Source organism: Bacteroides sp. LFL-34, assembly GCF_027257075.1.
GTDB lineage: Bacteria > Bacteroidota > Bacteroidia > Bacteroidales > Bacteroidaceae > Bacteroides > Bacteroides ovatus.
This window is the reverse complement of sequence record NZ_JAPQKZ010000006.1, coordinates 22,392-41,330: the sequence shown is the minus strand read 5'-3', so window position 1 is coordinate 41,330 and position 18,939 is coordinate 22,392. Positions and strand designations below refer to the sequence as shown.

The window sequence follows — 18,939 nt, the reverse complement described above, 5'->3', positions numbered from 1 at the left end:
ATAGAATGAATACCATGCTATTATCCATCAACTGGAACCCGAATCCCGAACTATTCAACCTGTTCGGCATTTCTATCCGTTATTACGGATTACTGTGGGCAGTAGGAATATTCTTTGCTTATGTGGTTGTTCACTACCAGTACCGGGATAAAAAGATAGAGGAAAAGAAGTTTGACCCTCTTTTCTTTTACTGTTTCTTTGGTATTCTAATCGGTGCCCGCCTAGGACACTGCCTGTTCTATGACCCGGGATACTACCTGTCTCATTTTTGGGAAATGATTCTTCCTATCAAGTTCATGCCGGACGGAAACTGGAAATTTACCGGATATGAAGGACTTGCCAGCCACGGCGGTACATTAGGACTGATAATCGCCCTTTGGCTGTATTGCCGCAAGACGAAGCTCCATTATATGGACGTGCTGGATATGATTGCCGTAGCTACTCCAATCACCGCCTGCTTCATCCGCCTTGCCAACCTGATGAACTCCGAAATCATCGGCAAACCGTCTGATGTGCCCTGGGCATTCGTTTTCGAACGTGTAGATATGCTCCCCCGTCATCCGGGACAGCTCTACGAAGCCATTGCTTATCTTATCCTGTTCTTCATCATGATTTACCTGTATAAGAATTACAGCAAGAAACTGCACCGTGGCTTCTTCTTCGGGCTCTGCCTGACTTACATCTTCACCTTCCGCTTTTTCATCGAATTCCTAAAAGAAAATCAGGAAGATTTTGAAAACAGCATGATGTTCAATATGGGACAATGGTTAAGCGTTCCGTTTATCATAATAGGCGTCTATTTCATGTTCTTCTATGACAAGAAGAAAAATAAAATAGCCTAAATCAAAAAAAGAGGGATTAGCGGTTCAAACATCACTAATCCCTCTTTTTTATCAATAAAACAAATGCCATTTCCCTAATGTCAGGACAACAATCGAAAACATATCCTAAGACATTATATACATTTTCAGCTTATTTCCCCCTGACTATCTTCTTTATATCATTCAGTTTATTCAGCGCTTCAATAGGAGTAAGATTATTCACATCAAGATTCAATATCTCATCGCGAATCTGACAGAGAATCGGATCGTCCAACTGGAAGAAGCTTAACTGCATACCTCCACGATTCTCGCTCACTTCTGCCAACGGTTTACCTGCTATGCCCTGTTGGCGATTATCAGATTCAAGCTGTTTCAATATCTCATTTGCACGTTTCACAATGCTTTTCGGCATACCGGCCATCTTTGCCACATGAATACCGAAAGAGTGTTCACTACCGCCACGTTCCAGTTTACGAAGGAAGATTACTTTATTATCAACTTCTTTCACCGATACATTATAATTCTTGATGCGCTTGAAAGATTTCTCCATCTCATTCAATTCATGATAATGCGTAGCAAATAATGTACGTGCTTTTGCTTTCGGATGTTCATGGATATACTCTACAATTGCCCAGGCAATGGAAATACCATCATAAGTAGAAGTACCACGACCCAATTCGTCAAATAATACCAGACTCCGGGAAGAAACATTATTCAGGATATCAGCCGCTTCATTCATCTCTACCATAAATGTAGATTCACCGACTGATATATTATCGCTCGCTCCTACACGGGTAAATATCTTATCAACTAAACCGATATGCGCACTTTCCGCAGGAACAAACGAGCCGATTTGAGCCAATAGCGTAATCAACGCCGTCTGACGCAAGAGTGCCGACTTACCAGCCATGTTCGGACCTGTAATAATAATAATCTGCTGTGTATCGCTGTCCAGCATTACATCATTGGCAATATACTTCTCACCTATCGGAAGTTGTTTTTCTATTACCGGGTGACGTCCCTGACGAATATCCAATACGTCATTATCCTCAATAATCGGACGGATATAACGATTCTCACGAGCCACATTGGCAAATGACAACAGACAGTCCAGACGTGCAATCTGATTCGCATTAATCTGTATCTGTGGAATAAACTCCATCAATGCCTGTACTAAGTCCGTATATAGCTGCGTTTCCAGAATCAGAATCTTATCTTCCGCTCCCAAAATCTTTTCTTCATATTCCTTTAGTTCCTGCGTGATATAACGTTCCGCATTAACCAGCGTCTGTTTACGAATCCACTCTTTAGGAACTTTATCTTTATGGACATTACGGACTTCGATATAATAACCGAATACGTTATTATAAGCCACTTTCAAACTCGGAATACCCGTCTCCTCGCTCTCCCGCTGCTGTATCTTTAGCAGATAATCTTTTCCTGAATAGGAGATTTGCCGCAATTCATCCAAGTCTGCGTTCACACCATCTTGAATCACTCCACCTTTATTTATCAGTAAAGGAGGATCATTTTTAATCTCTTTGGCAATCCGGTCACGAATAGAAATACAAAGATTCAGCTGTTCGCCAATACGATTCAAACTCGCATTATCAGCTTCCATACATGCCTGTTTTATCGGCTCAATAGCTTGTAAAGCTACCTTCAACTGAACGACTTCACGGGGCGACACACGTCCTACAGCCACTTTGGAAATAATACGTTCCAAATCTCCTATTAAATGCAACTGTTCTTCAATCAGTTCCTTAAAATCAGGTTGGCGGAAGAAATATTCCACTACATTCAAGCGTTCATTGATCGGTTTCTCATCCTTTAAGGGAAAAACCATCCAGCGTTTCAACAGACGAGCTCCCATTGGGCTGATCGTTCTGTCGATCACATTGAGCAGGCTACTTCCGCCATCATTCATATTACCAATCAACTCAAGGCTACGCACCGTAAACTTATCCAGACGGACGTATTTATCTTCTTCAATACGCGCCAATGAAGTGATGTGACCAATTTGCGTATGCTGCGTCATTGTCAAATACTGCAAAATAGCACCGGAAGCAATGATGCCATTCTTCAAATGCTCCACTCCGAAACCTTTCAGATTCTTCGTTTCAAAGTGTTTCAGCAGTTTCTCACGGGCAGTCGTTTCTGTAAATACCCAGTCGTCCAGCTCGAATGTGAAGAACTTGTTACCGAAATTACCTTCAAACATCAGGCGTTTGCCACGTTCAAAAAGAATTTCCTTAGGGGCAAAGTTATTCAACAGCTTGTCTATATAATCAAAAGGCCCTTCTGCAGTAAGGAATTCACCGGTAGAAATATCGAGAAAAGCAACTCCACAGGAAGCCTTTCCGAAATGAACGGCAGCCAGGAAGTTATTTTCTTTATAGTTCAGAACATTATCATTGATAGAAACACCGGGAGTAACCAATTCGGTAATGCCACGCTTCACCAGCTTCTTCGTCATTTTCGGGTCTTCCAGCTGGTCACAGATGGCGACACGTTTTCCGGCACGAACCAGTTTCGGAAGGTAGGTATCAAGGGCATGATGAGGAAAACCTGCCATCTCGATAGTTTTTCCTTTCCCATTGGCACGTTTTGTTAGTGTGATCCCTAAAATTTCGGCTGCAACGATGGCATCCGTAGAATATGTTTCATAAAAGTCACCGCAACGAAACAGCATCACTGCATCCGGATGTTTTGCCTTCAAATCCAGAAACTGTTTCATCATCGGGGTGAGGACAATCTCTTCTTCGTTCACGGGTGTCTCCTTTTCTTTTTTGTTGAGTATATAATGAATTATCCTTGCAAAGATAACGGTTTTTCGGCAGAGAATCAACGGTATGCTCCGATTCAATTTTCAAAATAAATGTTGCATACCTTGAAAAAAGGAGAGTTTATTTCTTAATAAGTAGGGGAAAACTATTAAAACGTGTTATAAAACATGCTATTTTTCTTGGATAATTTGCTAATTTCCCAAGAGTCCGTATCTTTGCAATGTGTTTTTCATAGTATTAGATTTAAGGTTAACAAAGGTTGGAGCAAGGCGTTGCTCCTTTTTTTATGCCTATACGCTTCGTCCCTATTTGATATAAACCAGCAGAACTCTCTCTTTTTCAATCATCAGATTCTTTTGGCCAACCTGAAATCCTAGAGATTCGGTTCAGAGCAGCCCCACCTTTAAAAATAGATTCATTCCGGTGCTCTAATGAACTAAACTAAACAGTAGCTTCCAATAGCCAGTAAGAGATAACCTGTTTTAATACTGTATTTAGTTTTTCATAATACTTAATTATTAAATTAAAAAATACAGTATTGATTAATGCATTAAAGATGAACCAAAGATATTTTATGGTGATTAATATTCTCTTAATGGCGAAACTTTACAAAAAAAAATATTTGTAGAAGATAGATTTTAAGGTTACATTAAGTTTTCATTAATCAAATCATCCTATATTTACAGCAAATCTAATTAAAACCATCGAAAAATAAAAAAATCTGTTTATGTACAAGAGAAAATTCATTCCGTTAGTACTGTTAATGATTTTAATCGTCAATGGATGCAGCAACAAGCAAGAGGTAGTGTTAACTCCGGTTGACTATGTAAATCCCTATATGGGGAATATCAGTCATTTGTTAGTTCCTACTTACCCAACTGTCCATCTTCCCAATAGTATGCTCCGCATCTATCCGGAAAGAGCAGATTACACCTCTGATAAAATAAAAGGCTTACCGGTCATTGTCACCTCGCATCGGGGAAAGTCTGCATTCAGCCTGTCTTTCTATCAGGGAGCAGAGAGCGGATTACAACCGGTATATTACTATTGTTATGATAATGAAGTGATAAAACCCTATTCCTATTCTTCCTATTTTGAAGAAGAAGAGGTTTCCACTAAATTCGCTCCTTCCCACCAGGCAGGAATCTATGAACTAAGTTTCCGGAAAAACAATGCTCCATATTTAATACTTAGTACCACCAATGGTGAGCTTAAAACTACGGAGAATACCATTTCCGGTTATCAGAACATAGATCATCAAACCAAAGTATATGTTTATATGGAGACTTCCGCACTGCCGGAAAAAACGATGACTGTCAGCAAAGAAGAAATAAATCACAGCCACACTGCCATAAAAGGCAAGAACGTGGGTATCGCTCTCTTATATTCAACAGATATAAAAACAATCAAAGTTCGCTACGGTATTTCCTTCATTGATGAAAAGCAAGCAAAAGCCAACCTACAGCGGGAAATAAAAGATTATGATGTGGAAAACCAGATGAACATTGCCAAAAACATCTGGAATCAAACATTAAATAAAATCAAAGTGGAAGGAATAGACGAAAATGCAAAAGCAATATTCTATACTTCCCTCTACCGGACTTACGAACGGATGATTTGCCTTTCGGAAGACAACCGCTATTACAGTGCTTTCGACAATAGTATCCACAAAGATTCTGTCCCATTTTATACCGACGATTGGATTTGGGACACGTATAGAGCAGTCCACCCCTTACGTGTTATCATCGAACCACAAATGGAAGCTGACATGATTCAGTCTTTTATCAGAATGGCACAGCAAATGGAACATAACTGGATGCCTACATTTCCTGAAGTTACGGGAGACAGCCGTAGAATGAATTCCAATCACGGTGTAGCCACTGTTATTGATTCATATATAAAAGGAATCCGTAACTTTGATTTATCAGCTGCTTACGAAGCCTGCAAACTTGGTATTACAGAAAAAACGTTAGCCCCGTGGTCAGGCATAAAGGGAGGTGAAATCACAAAATTCTATTGGGAAAACGGATATTTACCGGCATTGGCACCGGGAGAACAAGAAACAGCTGACGAAGTACACCCATTTGAAAAACGCCAACCAGTAGCCGTCACTCTAGGTACGTCTTACGATGAATGGTGTCTGGCACAAATAGCCAAACAACTTGGGTATGAGAAAGACTATAACTACTTTCTACAAGGGAGTAAAAACTATCGGAATATTTTCAATCCTGAAACAAAATTCTTCCATCCCAAAAATGCAAAAGGCGAATTCATAGAACCCTTTGATTATGCCACTGCCGGTGGATTAGGTGCTCGTGAAGCATACGGCGAGAATAACGGTTGGATATACCGATGGGATGTTCCCCATAATATTGCTGATTTAATTGAACTGATGGGAGGGAAAGAAGCATTCAGAAATAATCTTGAAACGATGTATAACACCCCATTGGGCGAAGCCAAATATGTATTTTATGCACAATTACCGGATCATACGGGTAATGTAGGTCAATTTTCAATGGCTAACGAACCCAGTATGCACATTCCTTATCTGTACAACTATATAGGAGAGCCCTGGAGAACTCAAAAAAGAGTAAGGACATTGCTCGATGAATGGTTTAGAAATGACCTGATGGGACTCCCGGGCGACGAAGATGGCGGAGGAATGTCAGCATTTGTAGTCTTCTCTATGCTAGGTTTCTATCCTATTACTCCTGGTTTGCCTATTTATGTCATCGGAACTCCTATGTTCGAAAGAGCAGTTATTGAAACAGGAGCCGGAAAATCATTCGAGGTCATTGCGCACAACTATTCGCCGACAAATAAATATATCCAATCAGCCAAATTAAATGGCAAAGATTGGACCCAATCCTGGTTCGAACATAAAGAACTGATGAATGGCGGCAAACTGGAATTTACAATGGGAAACACTCCCAATAAGAATTGGGCGGCAGACAGTGTCCCCCCTTCTTTTGAAATAAATAAGTAACAGAATATGAATAAAATATTATTTGTCCTTTTATCGCTTTTGACTTCTCTGCAATCATACTCCCAAGAGCAAAATGAAAAAGAAGTTTCATTTCTCTTGTTGGGAGATATACACTATGATTTATTGGAAGATCACGATATGGAATGGTTATCCACCAAACCGGATGATCTGCGCCAAGTTACCAAAGAATATTCAGTATTCACGAAAAATACATGGCCGGAATTCTCCCGGATAATCAGCGGGCAAGTTCAAAAACACCAGCCGTCAATAAAAGCCGTTCTGCAAATGGGGGACTTATCAGAAGGATTGGCCGGTTCTCCACAAAAAGCAATACAGATGGCTAACAGTGCTTTTAAAGCTGTCAACAAAATGAATCTGAAAGTACCTTTCATTATGACTAAAGGTAATCATGATATCACAGGGCCAGGGGCTAAAGAAGCTTTTGAAAAAGTATACTTACCCAATATGGCAAGGTTGGCAGGACATCCATCCTTACAGTCAGCCAATTACACTACTACTCTTGATGATGTATTATTTGTGTGTTATGATCCATGGGATCGGAATCCGGAAGGGCTACAACAATTAGAAAAGTCACTAGCCGGTTCGAAGGCTACTTACAAGTTTGTCATGTTACACGAGCCTGTGATTCCGGTAAACGAAAGATGCTGGCATGTATTCCGACAAGATAATACCAAGAGGGAACAATTACTGCAAATCATCGCCAGTCAACAAGCAATCGTACTCTGTGCACATCTGCATCTATACTCCGTTATCTGTCGGGACACTCCTTGGGGACCTATCGTTCAGATTCTCGTCAACAGTGTCATCAAAGATAAAAATATGCTGATTCCGAAAAAGGTAGTTACAGACTATAGTCCTAAATTAGTAACGGCACACCCACAATGGCAACCTTCTACTCTACAACAGCGTATGGAATGGATTGATAAAGAAACTCCCCATATCCGTTTTTTCAAACAAATGGATTTACCGGGCTACGGCATCCTTTCTATTGACAAAGAAAACAACCAGATACAATTAAAATATTATGCCGCATTTGGAGAAAAGCCATACGATACAGTCAACATATCCGAATTACTTACTTCTAATTAAAACATATTAGCCATGAATGTAAAATTTAAAACTCACTTATTTATTCTCTCCTTATTCTTTTGCTATAATCTATCAGCACAAGAAATCGTCAAAGGAGATTTTAAGAACGAAAATCCACAAAGTTCGTATGTTCCTTCATTTGACATGGATGCTACCGACAAACCGGTGAAGAATGTCATCTTAATGATAGGTGACGGCATGGGACTGGCACATATCTGTTCAGGAATGTATGCCAATCAAGGACAGCTTACTATCACTAATTTAAAAACATGCGGTTTCGTCAGAACGCAATCCGCCAACAAGTTTACAACAGATTCAGCTGCTTCCGGAACCGCTTACTCAACCGGAAAAAAAACTAAAAACGGAGCACTCGGAATGGATGAAAATAACCAAGTTATTCCAAACTTACCGGAGAAGTTATCCGGCTATGGCTACATTTCAGGAATTGTTACCACTGACAATCTCGACGGAGCTACTCCTGCTGCTTTTTTTGCTCACCAACCGGAGCGTGGAATGTCTAAAGAAATTTGGGCGGATCTTCCTAACAGTAAGCTGACATTCTTTTCTGCCGGTAGTTATGAACTATTTGAAAAACAAGCACCAAACGTTCAAAAGGAAATCAAAAAAGAGTTTACCATCATAGAGGAACCGAATGACAAAGCTATCAAGAAATCTAAAAAACTGGGATACTTACCCACAAAGAGCAAAACAGCTTCTGTAAACGAAAACCGGGGAGATTTCCTTCCGTCTACCACCCAAATGGCTATTGACTATCTTTCGAGCAGGAGTACTAACGGTTTCTTCTTAATGGTAGAAGGTGCCCGAATAGATAAAAGTGCGCACAGTAATGATTATTCGGCAGTTGTCCGTGAAGTATTGGACTTTGACAAGGCGGTAGAAGCTGCTATCAGATTTGCAGAAAAAGATGGAAATACATTAGTGATTATTTCAGCTGATCATGAAACCGGAGCATTAGCTTTACGTGACGGAAACATAAAAGAAGGCAAAATGAAAGCAATGTTTGTATCTAAAGGACATACACCAATCATGGTTCCACTGTTTGCATACGGTCCACAATCCAAGCTTTTTGGTGGTGTTCAGGAAAACAGCGATGTTAGTAATAAAATTCTCCAATTACTCGCTAAATAAGATATAAAACAGATCTGTCATTCAAACTGAAATAAGAAAGAATTTCTTCTATATGAAAATAAGAAATTCTTTCTTATTTTTTCTCTGCCTGATAGACTCCAAAAATAATGCAACCTGCTCCCAATAATGTAATCCATGTGATTTGTTCGTGAAGAATGATTACGGATGCCACCATTGTTACCAACGGATTGAGATAGATATAATTGGAGGCTCTAACGGTTCCCAACTGTTTCAATACCACATTCCAGAGGACATAACAAACCAAGGATGCCAGGACGGCCAAAAATAAGAGATTGGATAATACAACCGGTTTTAAAAGTACATCGAAATCAGGTTGTAACGGATGAAGAAGAAAGGCGGGAAGTATAGTCAATACTCCATAAAAGAATATTTTGCGGGTGATAAATACAGTGGGGTACCGCCCTGTCATTTTCTTTATCACCAAACTATAAAATGCCCACGACAGGGCGGCAAGTAAAGTGAGCAGATCCCCTACCGGAGATAATTTAAGTACAAAACTACCGTTAAAGACCACCAGTCCCACCCCGATTAAAGCTAATATGGAACCATAAATCAAACCTTTGGTGGCTTTTTCACTCTTATAAAAGAGAAGGGAAAGAATGGTAGTAAGCAGGGGAGCTGTGCAAATGATGAAAGCGACATTGGATGCTTGCGTAATTCCCAAAGCTGTATTCTCTGTAAAGAAATAGAGTGAACCACCGAAGAAACCTCCTGCCATCAACCAAAGTTCGTCTTTCCAATTACCCGCAAACAGACGTTTGGGAGAAATCACCCAAATACCCAGATAAGCAATGAGAAAACGATAAAAGAATATCTCCTGTGGGGTCAGTCCGTGATTAATTAATACTTTGGTTGATATGAAAGTCAATCCCCAGATAGCAACTACAAGTATCGCAATCAGATGGTAATATCCATGCTTCAATTCCATAATGGTGGTGATGTTTGTTTAATAGAGTGCAAAGATAGCGAGAAGTTATGGAATGTTTGTTTGGAGAAGTAACAAAAAGCCCGTACCTTTGTTTATGTTCAAAGAAAGCTCCTAAAATAAGGTATAAGTTATGGAAAAATATATAGCACCGGACAGAAAACGTATCCCATACGGCATGATGAACTTTGCAGTAATCCGCCGCGACGACTGTTATTATGTGGACAAAACCCGGTTTATACCCATGATAGAAGAAGCGGACAAGTTTTTCTTCTTTATTCGTCCGCGCCGTTTCGGCAAAAGCCTCACTGTAAATATGTTGCAGCACTATTATGATATACTTGCCAAGGATAAGTTCGAAGCGCTGTTTGGCGACCTTTACATCGGAAAGCACCCTACGCGCGACCGGAACAGCTATCTGGTACTATACCTCAACTTCTCCGGAATAGTAGGCGAACTACACAACTACCGCAAGGGACTGGACGCGCATTGCCAAACAATGTTCGACTATTTCTGTGACATTTACGCTGACTATCTCCCCAAAGGCATCAAGGAAGAACTCGACAAAAAAGAAGGAGCTGTCGAACAATTTGAATACCTGTTCACAGAATGTAATAAGACCAACCAACGTATTTACCTCTTTATCGACGAATACGACCATTTCACCAATGCCATCCTCTCGGATATAGAAAGCCTGCATCGCTATACGGACGAAACACATGGCGAAGGTTATCTGCGCGCCTTTTTCAATAAAATCAAAGCCGGAACCTATTCCAGCATCGAGCGTTGTTTCATCACCGGCGTAAGCCCCGTGACAATGGACGACCTCACAAGTGGTTTCAATATCGGAACCAACTACTCGCTCACACCGGAATTCAACGAGATGATAGGTTTCACGGAAGAAGAAGTGCGCCAAATGCTCACTTACTATTCCACCACCAGTCCATTCAACCACAGTGTGGACGAACTGATAGAAATAATGAAACCTTGGTATGACAACTACTGCTTTGCGGAAGAATGTTATGGTGAAACCACTATGTACAACTCTAATATGGTACTCTACTTCGTCAAGAATTATATTCAACGAGGCAAAGCCCCCCGGGATATGGTAGAAGACAATATCCGTATCGACTACGAAAAATTACGTATGCTCATCCGGAAGGACAAAGAGTTTGCCCATGATGCCTCCATCATACAGACATTGGTGAGCGAAGGCTACGTCACCGGAGAACTGAAAAAAGGTTTTCCTGCCATCAATATCACCAATCCCGACAACTTTGTGAGCCTGCTCTACTATTTCGGTATGCTCACCATTAGCGGCACGTATAAAGGAAAGACCAAACTCACCATTCCTAATCAGGTAGTCCGCGAACAAATTTACACTTATCTGCTAAGTACCTATAACGAAGCCGAACTCAATTTCAGTAGTTACGAAAAGAACGAACTTGCCAGCGCTCTTGCCTACGATGGCGATTGGAAAGCCTATTTCGGTTATATTGCTGACTGCCTGAAACACTACACTTCCCAGCGTGACAAGCAGAAAGGTGAATTTTTTGTCCACGGCTTTACGCTTGCCATGACGGCACAAAACCGTTTCTACCGTCCCATTTCCGAACAGGACACACAGGCAGGTTATGTCGATATTTTCCTCTGTCCGCTACTGGATATCTATTCCGACATGAAGCACAGCTACATTGTGGAACTGAAGTATGCCAAGTATAAAGATCCCGAAAGCCGCGTGGAAGAACTGCGACAGGAAGCTATTGCCCAAGCGAATCATTATGCTGACACTGATACGGTAAAGAGAGCAGTCGGCACTACACAACTTCATAAGATTGTGGTGGTATACAAAGGAATGGATATGCCGATATGTGAAGAGGTTTAACAGATAGGCTAACAATATGAAAAGATCAATAAAACGTTTGCCCAAACGCACGCAAGAAGAGTTGGCGGTGTTGCAAGAGCTGATATTGTCGAATCTTACGAATGTGCGTATGATTATCTTGTATGGAAGTTATGCACGGGGAAAATATGTTATCTGGGATGAAATATACGACGAACGTGGAGTAACTACTTACTACCAAAGTGATTTGGATATTCTGGTGATATGTGATACGAGAGACGCAAATAAAGCAGAGAGGCATGCGCGCGAGGTGATCGTTCCTAAATATGATACAAGAATGGAAGGAAAGCGGCATCCGGCACCGCCTAATATTATTGTAGAAACTCCAGTGACCATTAATAGAGCTATAAGAAGGAAGCATTATTTCTTTTATGAAATTATAAAAGACGGAATTCTGTTGTATGACAATGGTACGTTTCATATTGGCAAACCTGAAAAGTTGCCGTATCGGGAGATTAAGCAATATGCAGAGGAAGAATATGAAGAATGTTTTCCTTTAGCAGAAGGATTCTTAAGACATGGCGAACTAGCCTATGAAGATGGAGACTATAAATTAGGTTCTTTCTTATTACATCAAGCCTGCGAGCGCTTCTACAAATCATTTACGCTTGTGTATAACGGAATTCGCCCTAAATCTCATGAATTAAAAGTACTGGGAGCGATGGTCAGAAGCTGTTCACGAGGATTTGCTAATGTGTTTCCTACCAATACTTTCGAAGATAATAAAGCATTTGATAAATTATGCAGGGCATATATCGAAGCGCGATACAACCGGCTGTTCACCGTCAACAAAGAGGAATACGAGTATATGCTGGCACGAACAGAGGTACTGCGCGAAGTGACTATCCGAGAATGTGCTGCACGCATAACATATTACGACGAGATGATAGAAAAAGAAGAGAAAGACAAGATATAACCATATATTGTAAAAATGAAGAATTACCCTCATCACAAATAGCTGTAATGAGGGTAATCACGTTAAAAGAGAGTTTCGATACATCTCCTTACTATCAAATTCTTACATGAAGAACTATTTGGTCACCTTGTAAGTTCCACTTCCATACTCCTTTGACTTCATCTCTCCGGGAAGGGTTACGGTAGCGGTAACACCCTTAGGAATGGTGAATTCCCAAATCCAGGTATCTCCTTCGTATTTCCAGGCACTCTTGATGAGTCCGGCGGCGGAACGGTATTCGGCAGTCACGTGTCCTAACCGCTTGTCTGGAATGGGCTTCATAATGATATGTTTGAAGCCGGGGGTGGCAGGATCGGCTGCGATGCCGGCAACGGTTTCCCAAATCCATTCACATACGCATCCATAGGCATAATGATTGAAGCTGTTCATGCCGCGCGGTCCCATTCCTTTGTCTATCATATAGCTGTTCCACCGTTCCCAGATGGTGGTGGCTCCATTGTCCACAGAATACAGCCAGCTTGGGTTCTTACGTTGAAAGAGGAGTTCATAGGCAATGTCTTCCATGCCATTCTCCGTGAGGGTGGCCATGAGAATGGATGTGCCCAAGAATCCGGTCTGCAAGCAAAGATCGTGCTGTGCGAAGTTTTCACGCAGGCGGTCTATCATCTTCGCTTTGGCTTCGCCTTCCACAAGCTGGTTCTTTAGGGCAAATAAGGCAGGAGTTTGCATGGTGTTGAGGATGGCGGTTTTGAAGGTGCCGTCCTCGTTGAGGAAGTTCTCTTTGATGTATGCCTTTGCCGAATCGGCCATTTGCTGGTACTTGGCGGCATCGCGACCAGTGGCGGCAGCCATATCCCGCATCATGAAAGCATCTATCACCCAGTAAGAAGCGCTCAAATAGTTCCAATAGCTGACGGCATCAGGAAGCGGGCCTTGGGGAGAGAAAGCGAGTCCGCTACAACTTTCCAGTGGTTCGTAGCTCAACCAGTCGGCCCATTGGTAGTTGCCGTTCTCACCGCAGAGAGTCTCGTGATTATACTTGGTGTCGTTGATGTGGTTCATAAACAGGTCCATGGCGTTCCAGCTCTCTTCAATAATTTGCGTGTCACCGAATTGCTTCCATACCGTCCAGGGCACAATGATTCCGGCATCGGCCCAACCCAAACGCATTTTCTCATCACCGTATTGTGCCAAGGGAGCCACTCCGGGGAATCCACCCAAACTGTTTTGAGTGTCGCGCATGTCACGCATCCACTTATGGAAAAACTTCATGGTGTTAGCAAAGAACGTACCGGTTTCTGCAAACACTTGTGTGTCTGCTGTCCAGCCCAGACGCTCGTCACGCTGCGGACAGTCGGTGGGTATAGACAGGTAGTTGGATAGCTGTCCCCAATAAGTGTTGGAGATGAGCTTGTTCACAAGGTCGTTGCCTGTGGTGATAGTGCCGGTCTCCAGTTCCTTTGCGATGGAAGTAACGGGGATGGACTTCAACGACTTGATGGCAACATTCCCGGTGGCAGTTATGGAGACATAGCGGTAACCGAAGAAGGTGCAGTGAGGATAATAGGCCACATAGTTATCTCCGCCAGCAAAGGTGTAATCCAGACGGATACCGGTGTGGGGGATGCGCAGGTTTTCGCGATGGCAGCTTCCTTCCGGACCGTCCATCCCACGAATCTTGGCGCCGTTGCCGTCATTGAGCAGCTCTGCAGGAAGGCAGGTCAGCACCGTTCCCTCGGCAGCTTTGAATACGAAAGAGGGTATGCCGGCGCAATTTTGCCCGAAATCCACCACTAACGTCTCTCCCGGACTTACGGTTATCTCCTTGCCCGATGCGAACTCACGGGCGATAATCACCTTACCGAACTCGTTCTCTTTCGCTCCTTCTATATTCTTCCAAATATATGCTCTGATAGGAGCAAGAGCAAGATCTGTACGCAGATAGACTTCCGCTCCGTCCGAAGGCAGAATGTCGCCAGAAAATTCGGTGTTCTCTTCGGGTATGGAGAGTTTATCCACACATTCGAAGCCCATCGGTTCGCGTGCATCGTACTCTTCTCCGTCAAAGATACCGGCATGTTTCACCGGACCGGCAATTCCGGCTTTCCAGTTTTCGAGGTCGGTACCGTAACGCTTCTTACTTCCGTCAGAAAAAGTTAGTTCCAGTACACCACGGAAGGCACATTTCTTGCCTATCATGCCGTCATATCCTCCGGGAGTTATGATTTTGTCACCCCACCATCCCGGCGTTACCTGTACGGAAAGCATGTTCTCGGCGTTTAGCTTGGTACGGATGATGTCTGTAATATCATAAGTGAAAGAACGTTTGGTCTTGGCATAGTGTGTGAAGCCCGGTTTCAGAAATTCCTCGCCTACGGGTTTCCCATTCACATACAACTCGTAAACTCCCAGTCCAGCGGTCATCCACTTGGCGGAGACAATTTTCTGTTCATTTTTCACGGTGGACACGAACCAACTCGCGCCATCGGCTGCGCGATCGTCGTTATGTCCTTTCACTACAGGAGCGTCTACTGCGGAAATCCATTTGGATTCGTTCCAGGCTGATGCTTCCAATGCGTCAGTACGTTTTCCGACTTCGGTTGCGTTTATCAGTCCGCTATTCGAGAAAAGCGCGAGAATCATTATCGGGATAAGATTCGCAAAACAATGAAGATTCATTTTCATACTTATATGTATTTTTAGTATTAAAAGATTAACTTGGAAATGCTGTTTTAGTTTTACAGGGCTTGCACAACAAAATTACAGAATTATATGATATGACAGACGATTTCTGCATTTTTTTTGACTCAATGATGGTTTCTATTCAATCCGGAGAACTGACTCATAAGTCCGAACTGATTGAACAGACAGCAGGAGCTTTTTACGTTGAATGATCGATTATCGGGCAAAACAATGACATATTGTAAAATAATATAATCAATACACTCATTCAGTATATTGTAGAAATTATTTATTAAAGAAGAAAAGAAGATGCCGGTTATTCATTGCAATCATTCTTTCTTCTTTACACGAAAGCCTCGAAATCGAATAAACTCTATTCAAGTTTTTAATAAATAACAAAGAGGTTTATTATAAACGGTATCCAAGTTTATTATAAACTCTTTTTTGACACTTTCAATACCTAAAATAGAATTATTGCAACAAAAATGGGCAAGAACCTTCACAGTTTCTTGCCCATTTGTTATCCTCGTTATGCAATTCGCATATTAACCTATTGAACTTTATGTAATAAAATTTATATATTTCATTGTTATTTCTTTATTATTATTGACCTCAAATATACAAAATAAAAAGAAGAAAGTCAATAGGGAAAGCGTGGTTATCTGAAAATAAACACGTAAATTTGTGCCTCGAATTAGAAATAACAGTATAAATCACTATAAATAAAAACTTTATCACTATGGAGTACAATTTCAGAGAAATTGAAAAGAAGTGGCAGAAAAGGTGGGTAGAAGAGAAAACCTACCAAGTTACGGAAGATGATTCGAAGCAAAAATTTTATGTACTAAACATGTTTCCTTACCCATCAGGAGCTGGTCTACACGTAGGTCATCCGCTGGGATACATTGCTTCGGATATTTACGCCCGTTACAAACGACTGCAGGGCTTCAATGTACTCAACCCGATGGGATATGACGCTTACGGTCTGCCGGCAGAACAGTATGCCATCCAAACCGGACAGCATCCCGCCATCACTACCGTCAACAATATCAACCGCTACCGCGAGCAGTTGGACAAAATAGGTTTCTCTTTCGACTGGAACCGTGAAATCCGTACTTGCGACCCGGAATATTATCATTGGACCCAATGGGTCTTCCAAAAAATGTTCAACAGCTATTATTGTAACGACGAACAGGAAGCCCGTCCTATCGAAGAACTGGAAAAAGCCTTCGCCATCTACGGAAACGAAGGACTCAATGCCGCTTGCAGCGAAGATATCAGCTTTACTGCCGAAGAGTGGAACGCCAAAAGCGAAAAAGAAAAGCAGGAAATCCTGATGAACTATCGTATCGCTTATCTGGGTGAAACAATGGTAAACTGGTGTGCCGAATTAGGAACTGTACTGGCTAACGACGAGGTAGTAGACGGAGTCAGCGAACGTGGCGGTTTTCCTGTTATCCAGAAGAAAATGCGCCAATGGTGTCTGCGTGTATCCGCTTACGCACAACGCTTGCTTGATGGATTGGACACGATCGAATGGACAGATTCTCTGAAAGAAACCCAAAGAAACTGGATCGGACGTTCGGAAGGTGCTGAAGTGCAATTCAAAGTAAAAGACAGTGACCTCGAATTCACTATTTTCACCACTCGTGCAGATACCATGTTCGGTGTTACCTTTATGGTATTGGCTCCGGAAAGTGAATTGGTGGCACAGTTAACGACTCCTGAACAAAAAGCAGAAGTAGACGCCTACCTCGATCGTACCAAAAAACGTACGGAACGCGAACGTATTGCCGACCGTAGTGTTACCGGTGTGTTCAGTGGTTCGTATGCTATCAATCCGTTCACAGGTGAAGCAGTGCCTGTATGGATCAGCGATTACGTACTGGCCGGATACGGAACAGGAGCTATTATGGCTGTACCTGCTCATGATAGCCGCGACTATGCATTTGCCAAACATTTCGGATTGGAAATCCGTCCGTTGGTAGAAGGTTGTGATGTTAGCGAAGAAAGTTTCGATGCAAAAGAAGGCATTGTTTGCAACTCTCCGCGTCTTGATGTCACTCCTTACTGTGATCTTTCATTGAACGGACTGACCATCAAAGAAGCGATAGAAACAACCAAGAAATATGTAAAAGAGCACAATCTGGGCCGTGTGAAAGTGAACTACCGTCTGCGTGACGCTATTTTCTCTCGCCAACGTTACTGGGGTGAGCCGTTCCCTGTTTACTACAAAGACGGAATGCCCTATATGATTGACGAAGCCAGCCTGCCGCTGGAACTTCCGGAAGTCGCTAAATTCCTGCCTACCGAAACAGGTGAGCCTCCATTAGGACACGCAACTAAATGGGCTTGGGATACAGTAAACAAATGTGTCGTAGAAAATGAGAAGATTGACCATGTAACCGTCTTCCCGCTGGAACTGAACACCATGCCGGGATTCGCCGGTTCTTCGGCTTATTATCTCCGCTACATGGACCCGCATAATCATCAGGCATTAGTTGATCCGAAAATTGACCAGTACTGGAAAAATGTAGACCTATATGTAGGTGGTACCGAACATGCAACAGGGCACTTGATTTATTCTCGTTTTTGGAATAAATTCCTGTATGACATGGGTGTGTCTGTAATGGAAGAACCCTTCCAAAAGTTAGTAAACCAAGGAATGATTCAAGGCCGCAGCAACTTTGTATATCGTATCAAAGACACCAATACTTTCGTTTCACTGAACCTGAAAGATCAGTACGAAGTTACCCCTATTCACGTAGACGTAAATATCGTATCTAATGATATTTTGGATTTGGAAGCATTCAAAGCATGGCGTCCTGAATATAAAACAGCCGAATTTATCCTCGAAGACGGAAAATATGTCTGCGGATGGGCAGTTGAAAAGATGAGTAAATCTATGTTCAATGTAGTCAATCCGGATATGATTGTTGAGAAATACGGTGCAGATACACTTCGTATGTATGAAATGTTCCTCGGCCCGGTAGAACAGTCTAAACCGTGGGATACAAACGGAATCGACGGTGTACACCGTTTTATCCGTAAATTCTGGTCGTTGTTCTACAGCCGTACGGACGAATATCTGGTAACGGACGAACCTGCAACAAAAGAAGAATTGAAGAGCCTTCATAAATTAATCAAGAAGGTGACTGGTGATATTGAACAGTTCTCTTACAATACATCTATCAGCGCATTCATGATTTGTGTAAACGAACTCTTCAACCTGAAATGCAGCAAAAAAGAGATTCTGGAACAGCTCGTTATCACTCTCGCTCCTTTCGCTCCGCATGTCTGCGAAGAGTTGTGGGATGTATTGGGACACGAAACTTCCGTATGCGACGCCCAATGGCCTGCATACAACGAAGAATATCTGAAAGAAGATACTATCAACTATACCATCTCTTTCAACGGAAAGGCACGTTTCAATATGGAATTTGCAGCAGATGAAGCTTCGGACGCTATCCAAGCCGCAGTATTGGCAGACGAACGTTCACAGAAGTGGATTGATGGCAAGACTCCGAAAAAGATCATTGTCGTTCCGAAAAAGATTGTAAACGTTGTAATTTAAAGTATTAAGTATAAAACAATAAGTATTAAGTAATAAGTATTATCCGTAGTCGTTTTCCAAATATAT

10 protein-coding genes are annotated in these 18,939 nt (G+C 42.0%); 7 read left to right on the top strand and 3 right to left on the bottom strand.

Annotated features, from left to right (window positions below; genetic code table 11):
- The first annotated feature begins 5 nt into the window (after nucleotides 1-5).
- The gene (gene lgt, locus N5O98_RS05080; RefSeq protein WP_004317337.1) at nucleotides 6-842 is read left to right on the top strand and encodes a prolipoprotein diacylglyceryl transferase; all 837 of its coding nucleotides are present in this window, start codon (nucleotides 6-8) and stop codon (nucleotides 840-842) included.
- A gap of 130 nt (nucleotides 843-972) precedes the next feature.
- Here lgt and mutS read toward each other — a convergent pair whose 3' ends face one another.
- Nucleotides 973-3,561 carry a DNA mismatch repair protein MutS gene (gene mutS, locus N5O98_RS05075; RefSeq protein ID WP_032846723.1) on the bottom strand — a complete coding sequence of 863 codons (2,589 nt, stop codon included), beginning with the start codon at nucleotides 3,559-3,561 and terminating at the stop codon, nucleotides 973-975.
- Nucleotides 3,562-4,334: 773 nt separating this feature from the next.
- Between mutS and N5O98_RS05070 the strand changes: the two genes are divergently transcribed.
- The 3 genes from N5O98_RS05070 to N5O98_RS05060 are packed head-to-tail and all read left to right on the top strand — an operon-like array spanning nucleotide 4,335 to nucleotide 8,852.
- A complete protein-coding gene (locus N5O98_RS05070; protein ID WP_022199741.1) occupies nucleotides 4,335-6,593 on the top strand; it encodes a GH92 family glycosyl hydrolase in 2,259 nt (752 codons plus the stop codon).
- A 6-nt stretch (nucleotides 6,594-6,599) separates the two neighbouring features.
- A complete protein-coding gene (locus N5O98_RS05065) occupies nucleotides 6,600-7,703 on the top strand; it encodes a metallophosphoesterase family protein (RefSeq protein WP_022199740.1) in 1,104 nt (367 codons plus the stop codon).
- A 12-nt stretch (nucleotides 7,704-7,715) separates the two neighbouring features.
- On the top strand, nucleotides 7,716-8,852 hold the full coding sequence (locus tag N5O98_RS05060) for an alkaline phosphatase (protein ID WP_022199739.1): 1,137 nt from the start codon (nucleotides 7,716-7,718) through the stop codon (nucleotides 8,850-8,852).
- 73 nt (nucleotides 8,853-8,925) lie between these two features.
- Here the strand turns inward: N5O98_RS05060 and N5O98_RS05055 are convergent, their stop codons facing one another.
- Nucleotides 8,926-9,801: a DMT family transporter gene (locus N5O98_RS05055; protein WP_007757676.1), complete on the bottom strand. Its 876-nt coding sequence runs from the start codon at nucleotides 9,799-9,801 to the stop codon at nucleotides 8,926-8,928.
- Nucleotides 9,802-9,931: 130 nt separating this feature from the next.
- Between N5O98_RS05055 and N5O98_RS05050 the strand changes: the two genes are divergently transcribed.
- Nucleotides 9,932-11,683: an AAA family ATPase gene (locus tag N5O98_RS05050; RefSeq protein ID WP_009040286.1), complete on the top strand. Its 1,752-nt coding sequence runs from the start codon at nucleotides 9,932-9,934 to the stop codon at nucleotides 11,681-11,683.
- Nucleotides 11,684-11,699: 16 nt separating this feature from the next.
- Nucleotides 11,700-12,617: a HEPN domain-containing protein gene (locus N5O98_RS05045; protein WP_118160989.1), complete on the top strand. Its 918-nt coding sequence runs from the start codon at nucleotides 11,700-11,702 to the stop codon at nucleotides 12,615-12,617.
- Nucleotides 12,618-12,731: 114 nt separating this feature from the next.
- On the opposite strand, the gene N5O98_RS05040 is transcribed toward N5O98_RS05045, so the two are convergent.
- Entirely contained in the window at nucleotides 12,732-15,302 is a 2,571-nt protein-coding gene (locus tag N5O98_RS05040; protein WP_009040663.1) for a family 78 glycoside hydrolase catalytic domain, read from the bottom strand.
- Between the two features lie 736 nt (nucleotides 15,303-16,038).
- On the opposite strand from N5O98_RS05040, the gene leuS reads away from it, so the two are divergent.
- Entirely contained in the window at nucleotides 16,039-18,873 is a 2,835-nt protein-coding gene (gene leuS / locus N5O98_RS05035) for a leucine--tRNA ligase (protein WP_009040664.1), read from the top strand.
- The last annotated feature ends 66 nt before the right edge of the window (nucleotides 18,874-18,939 follow it).

Coding starts and splice junctions, on each gene's coding strand:
- lgt (WP_004317337.1), top strand. CDS start 6: ATGAATACCATGCTATTATCCATCAACTGGAACCCGAATCCCGAACTA.
- mutS (WP_032846723.1), bottom strand. CDS start 3,561: ATGATGAAACAGTTTCTGGATTTGAAGGCAAAACATCCGGATGCAGTG.
- N5O98_RS05070 (WP_022199741.1), top strand. CDS start 4,335: ATGTACAAGAGAAAATTCATTCCGTTAGTACTGTTAATGATTTTAATC.
- N5O98_RS05065 (WP_022199740.1), top strand. CDS start 6,600: ATGAATAAAATATTATTTGTCCTTTTATCGCTTTTGACTTCTCTGCAA.
- N5O98_RS05060 (WP_022199739.1), top strand. CDS start 7,716: ATGAATGTAAAATTTAAAACTCACTTATTTATTCTCTCCTTATTCTTT.
- N5O98_RS05055 (WP_007757676.1), bottom strand. CDS start 9,801: ATGGAATTGAAGCATGGATATTACCATCTGATTGCGATACTTGTAGTT.
- N5O98_RS05050 (WP_009040286.1), top strand. CDS start 9,932: ATGGAAAAATATATAGCACCGGACAGAAAACGTATCCCATACGGCATG.
- N5O98_RS05045 (WP_118160989.1), top strand. CDS start 11,700: ATGAAAAGATCAATAAAACGTTTGCCCAAACGCACGCAAGAAGAGTTG.
- N5O98_RS05040 (WP_009040663.1), bottom strand. CDS start 15,302: ATGAAAATGAATCTTCATTGTTTTGCGAATCTTATCCCGATAATGATT.
- leuS (WP_009040664.1), top strand. CDS start 16,039: ATGGAGTACAATTTCAGAGAAATTGAAAAGAAGTGGCAGAAAAGGTGG.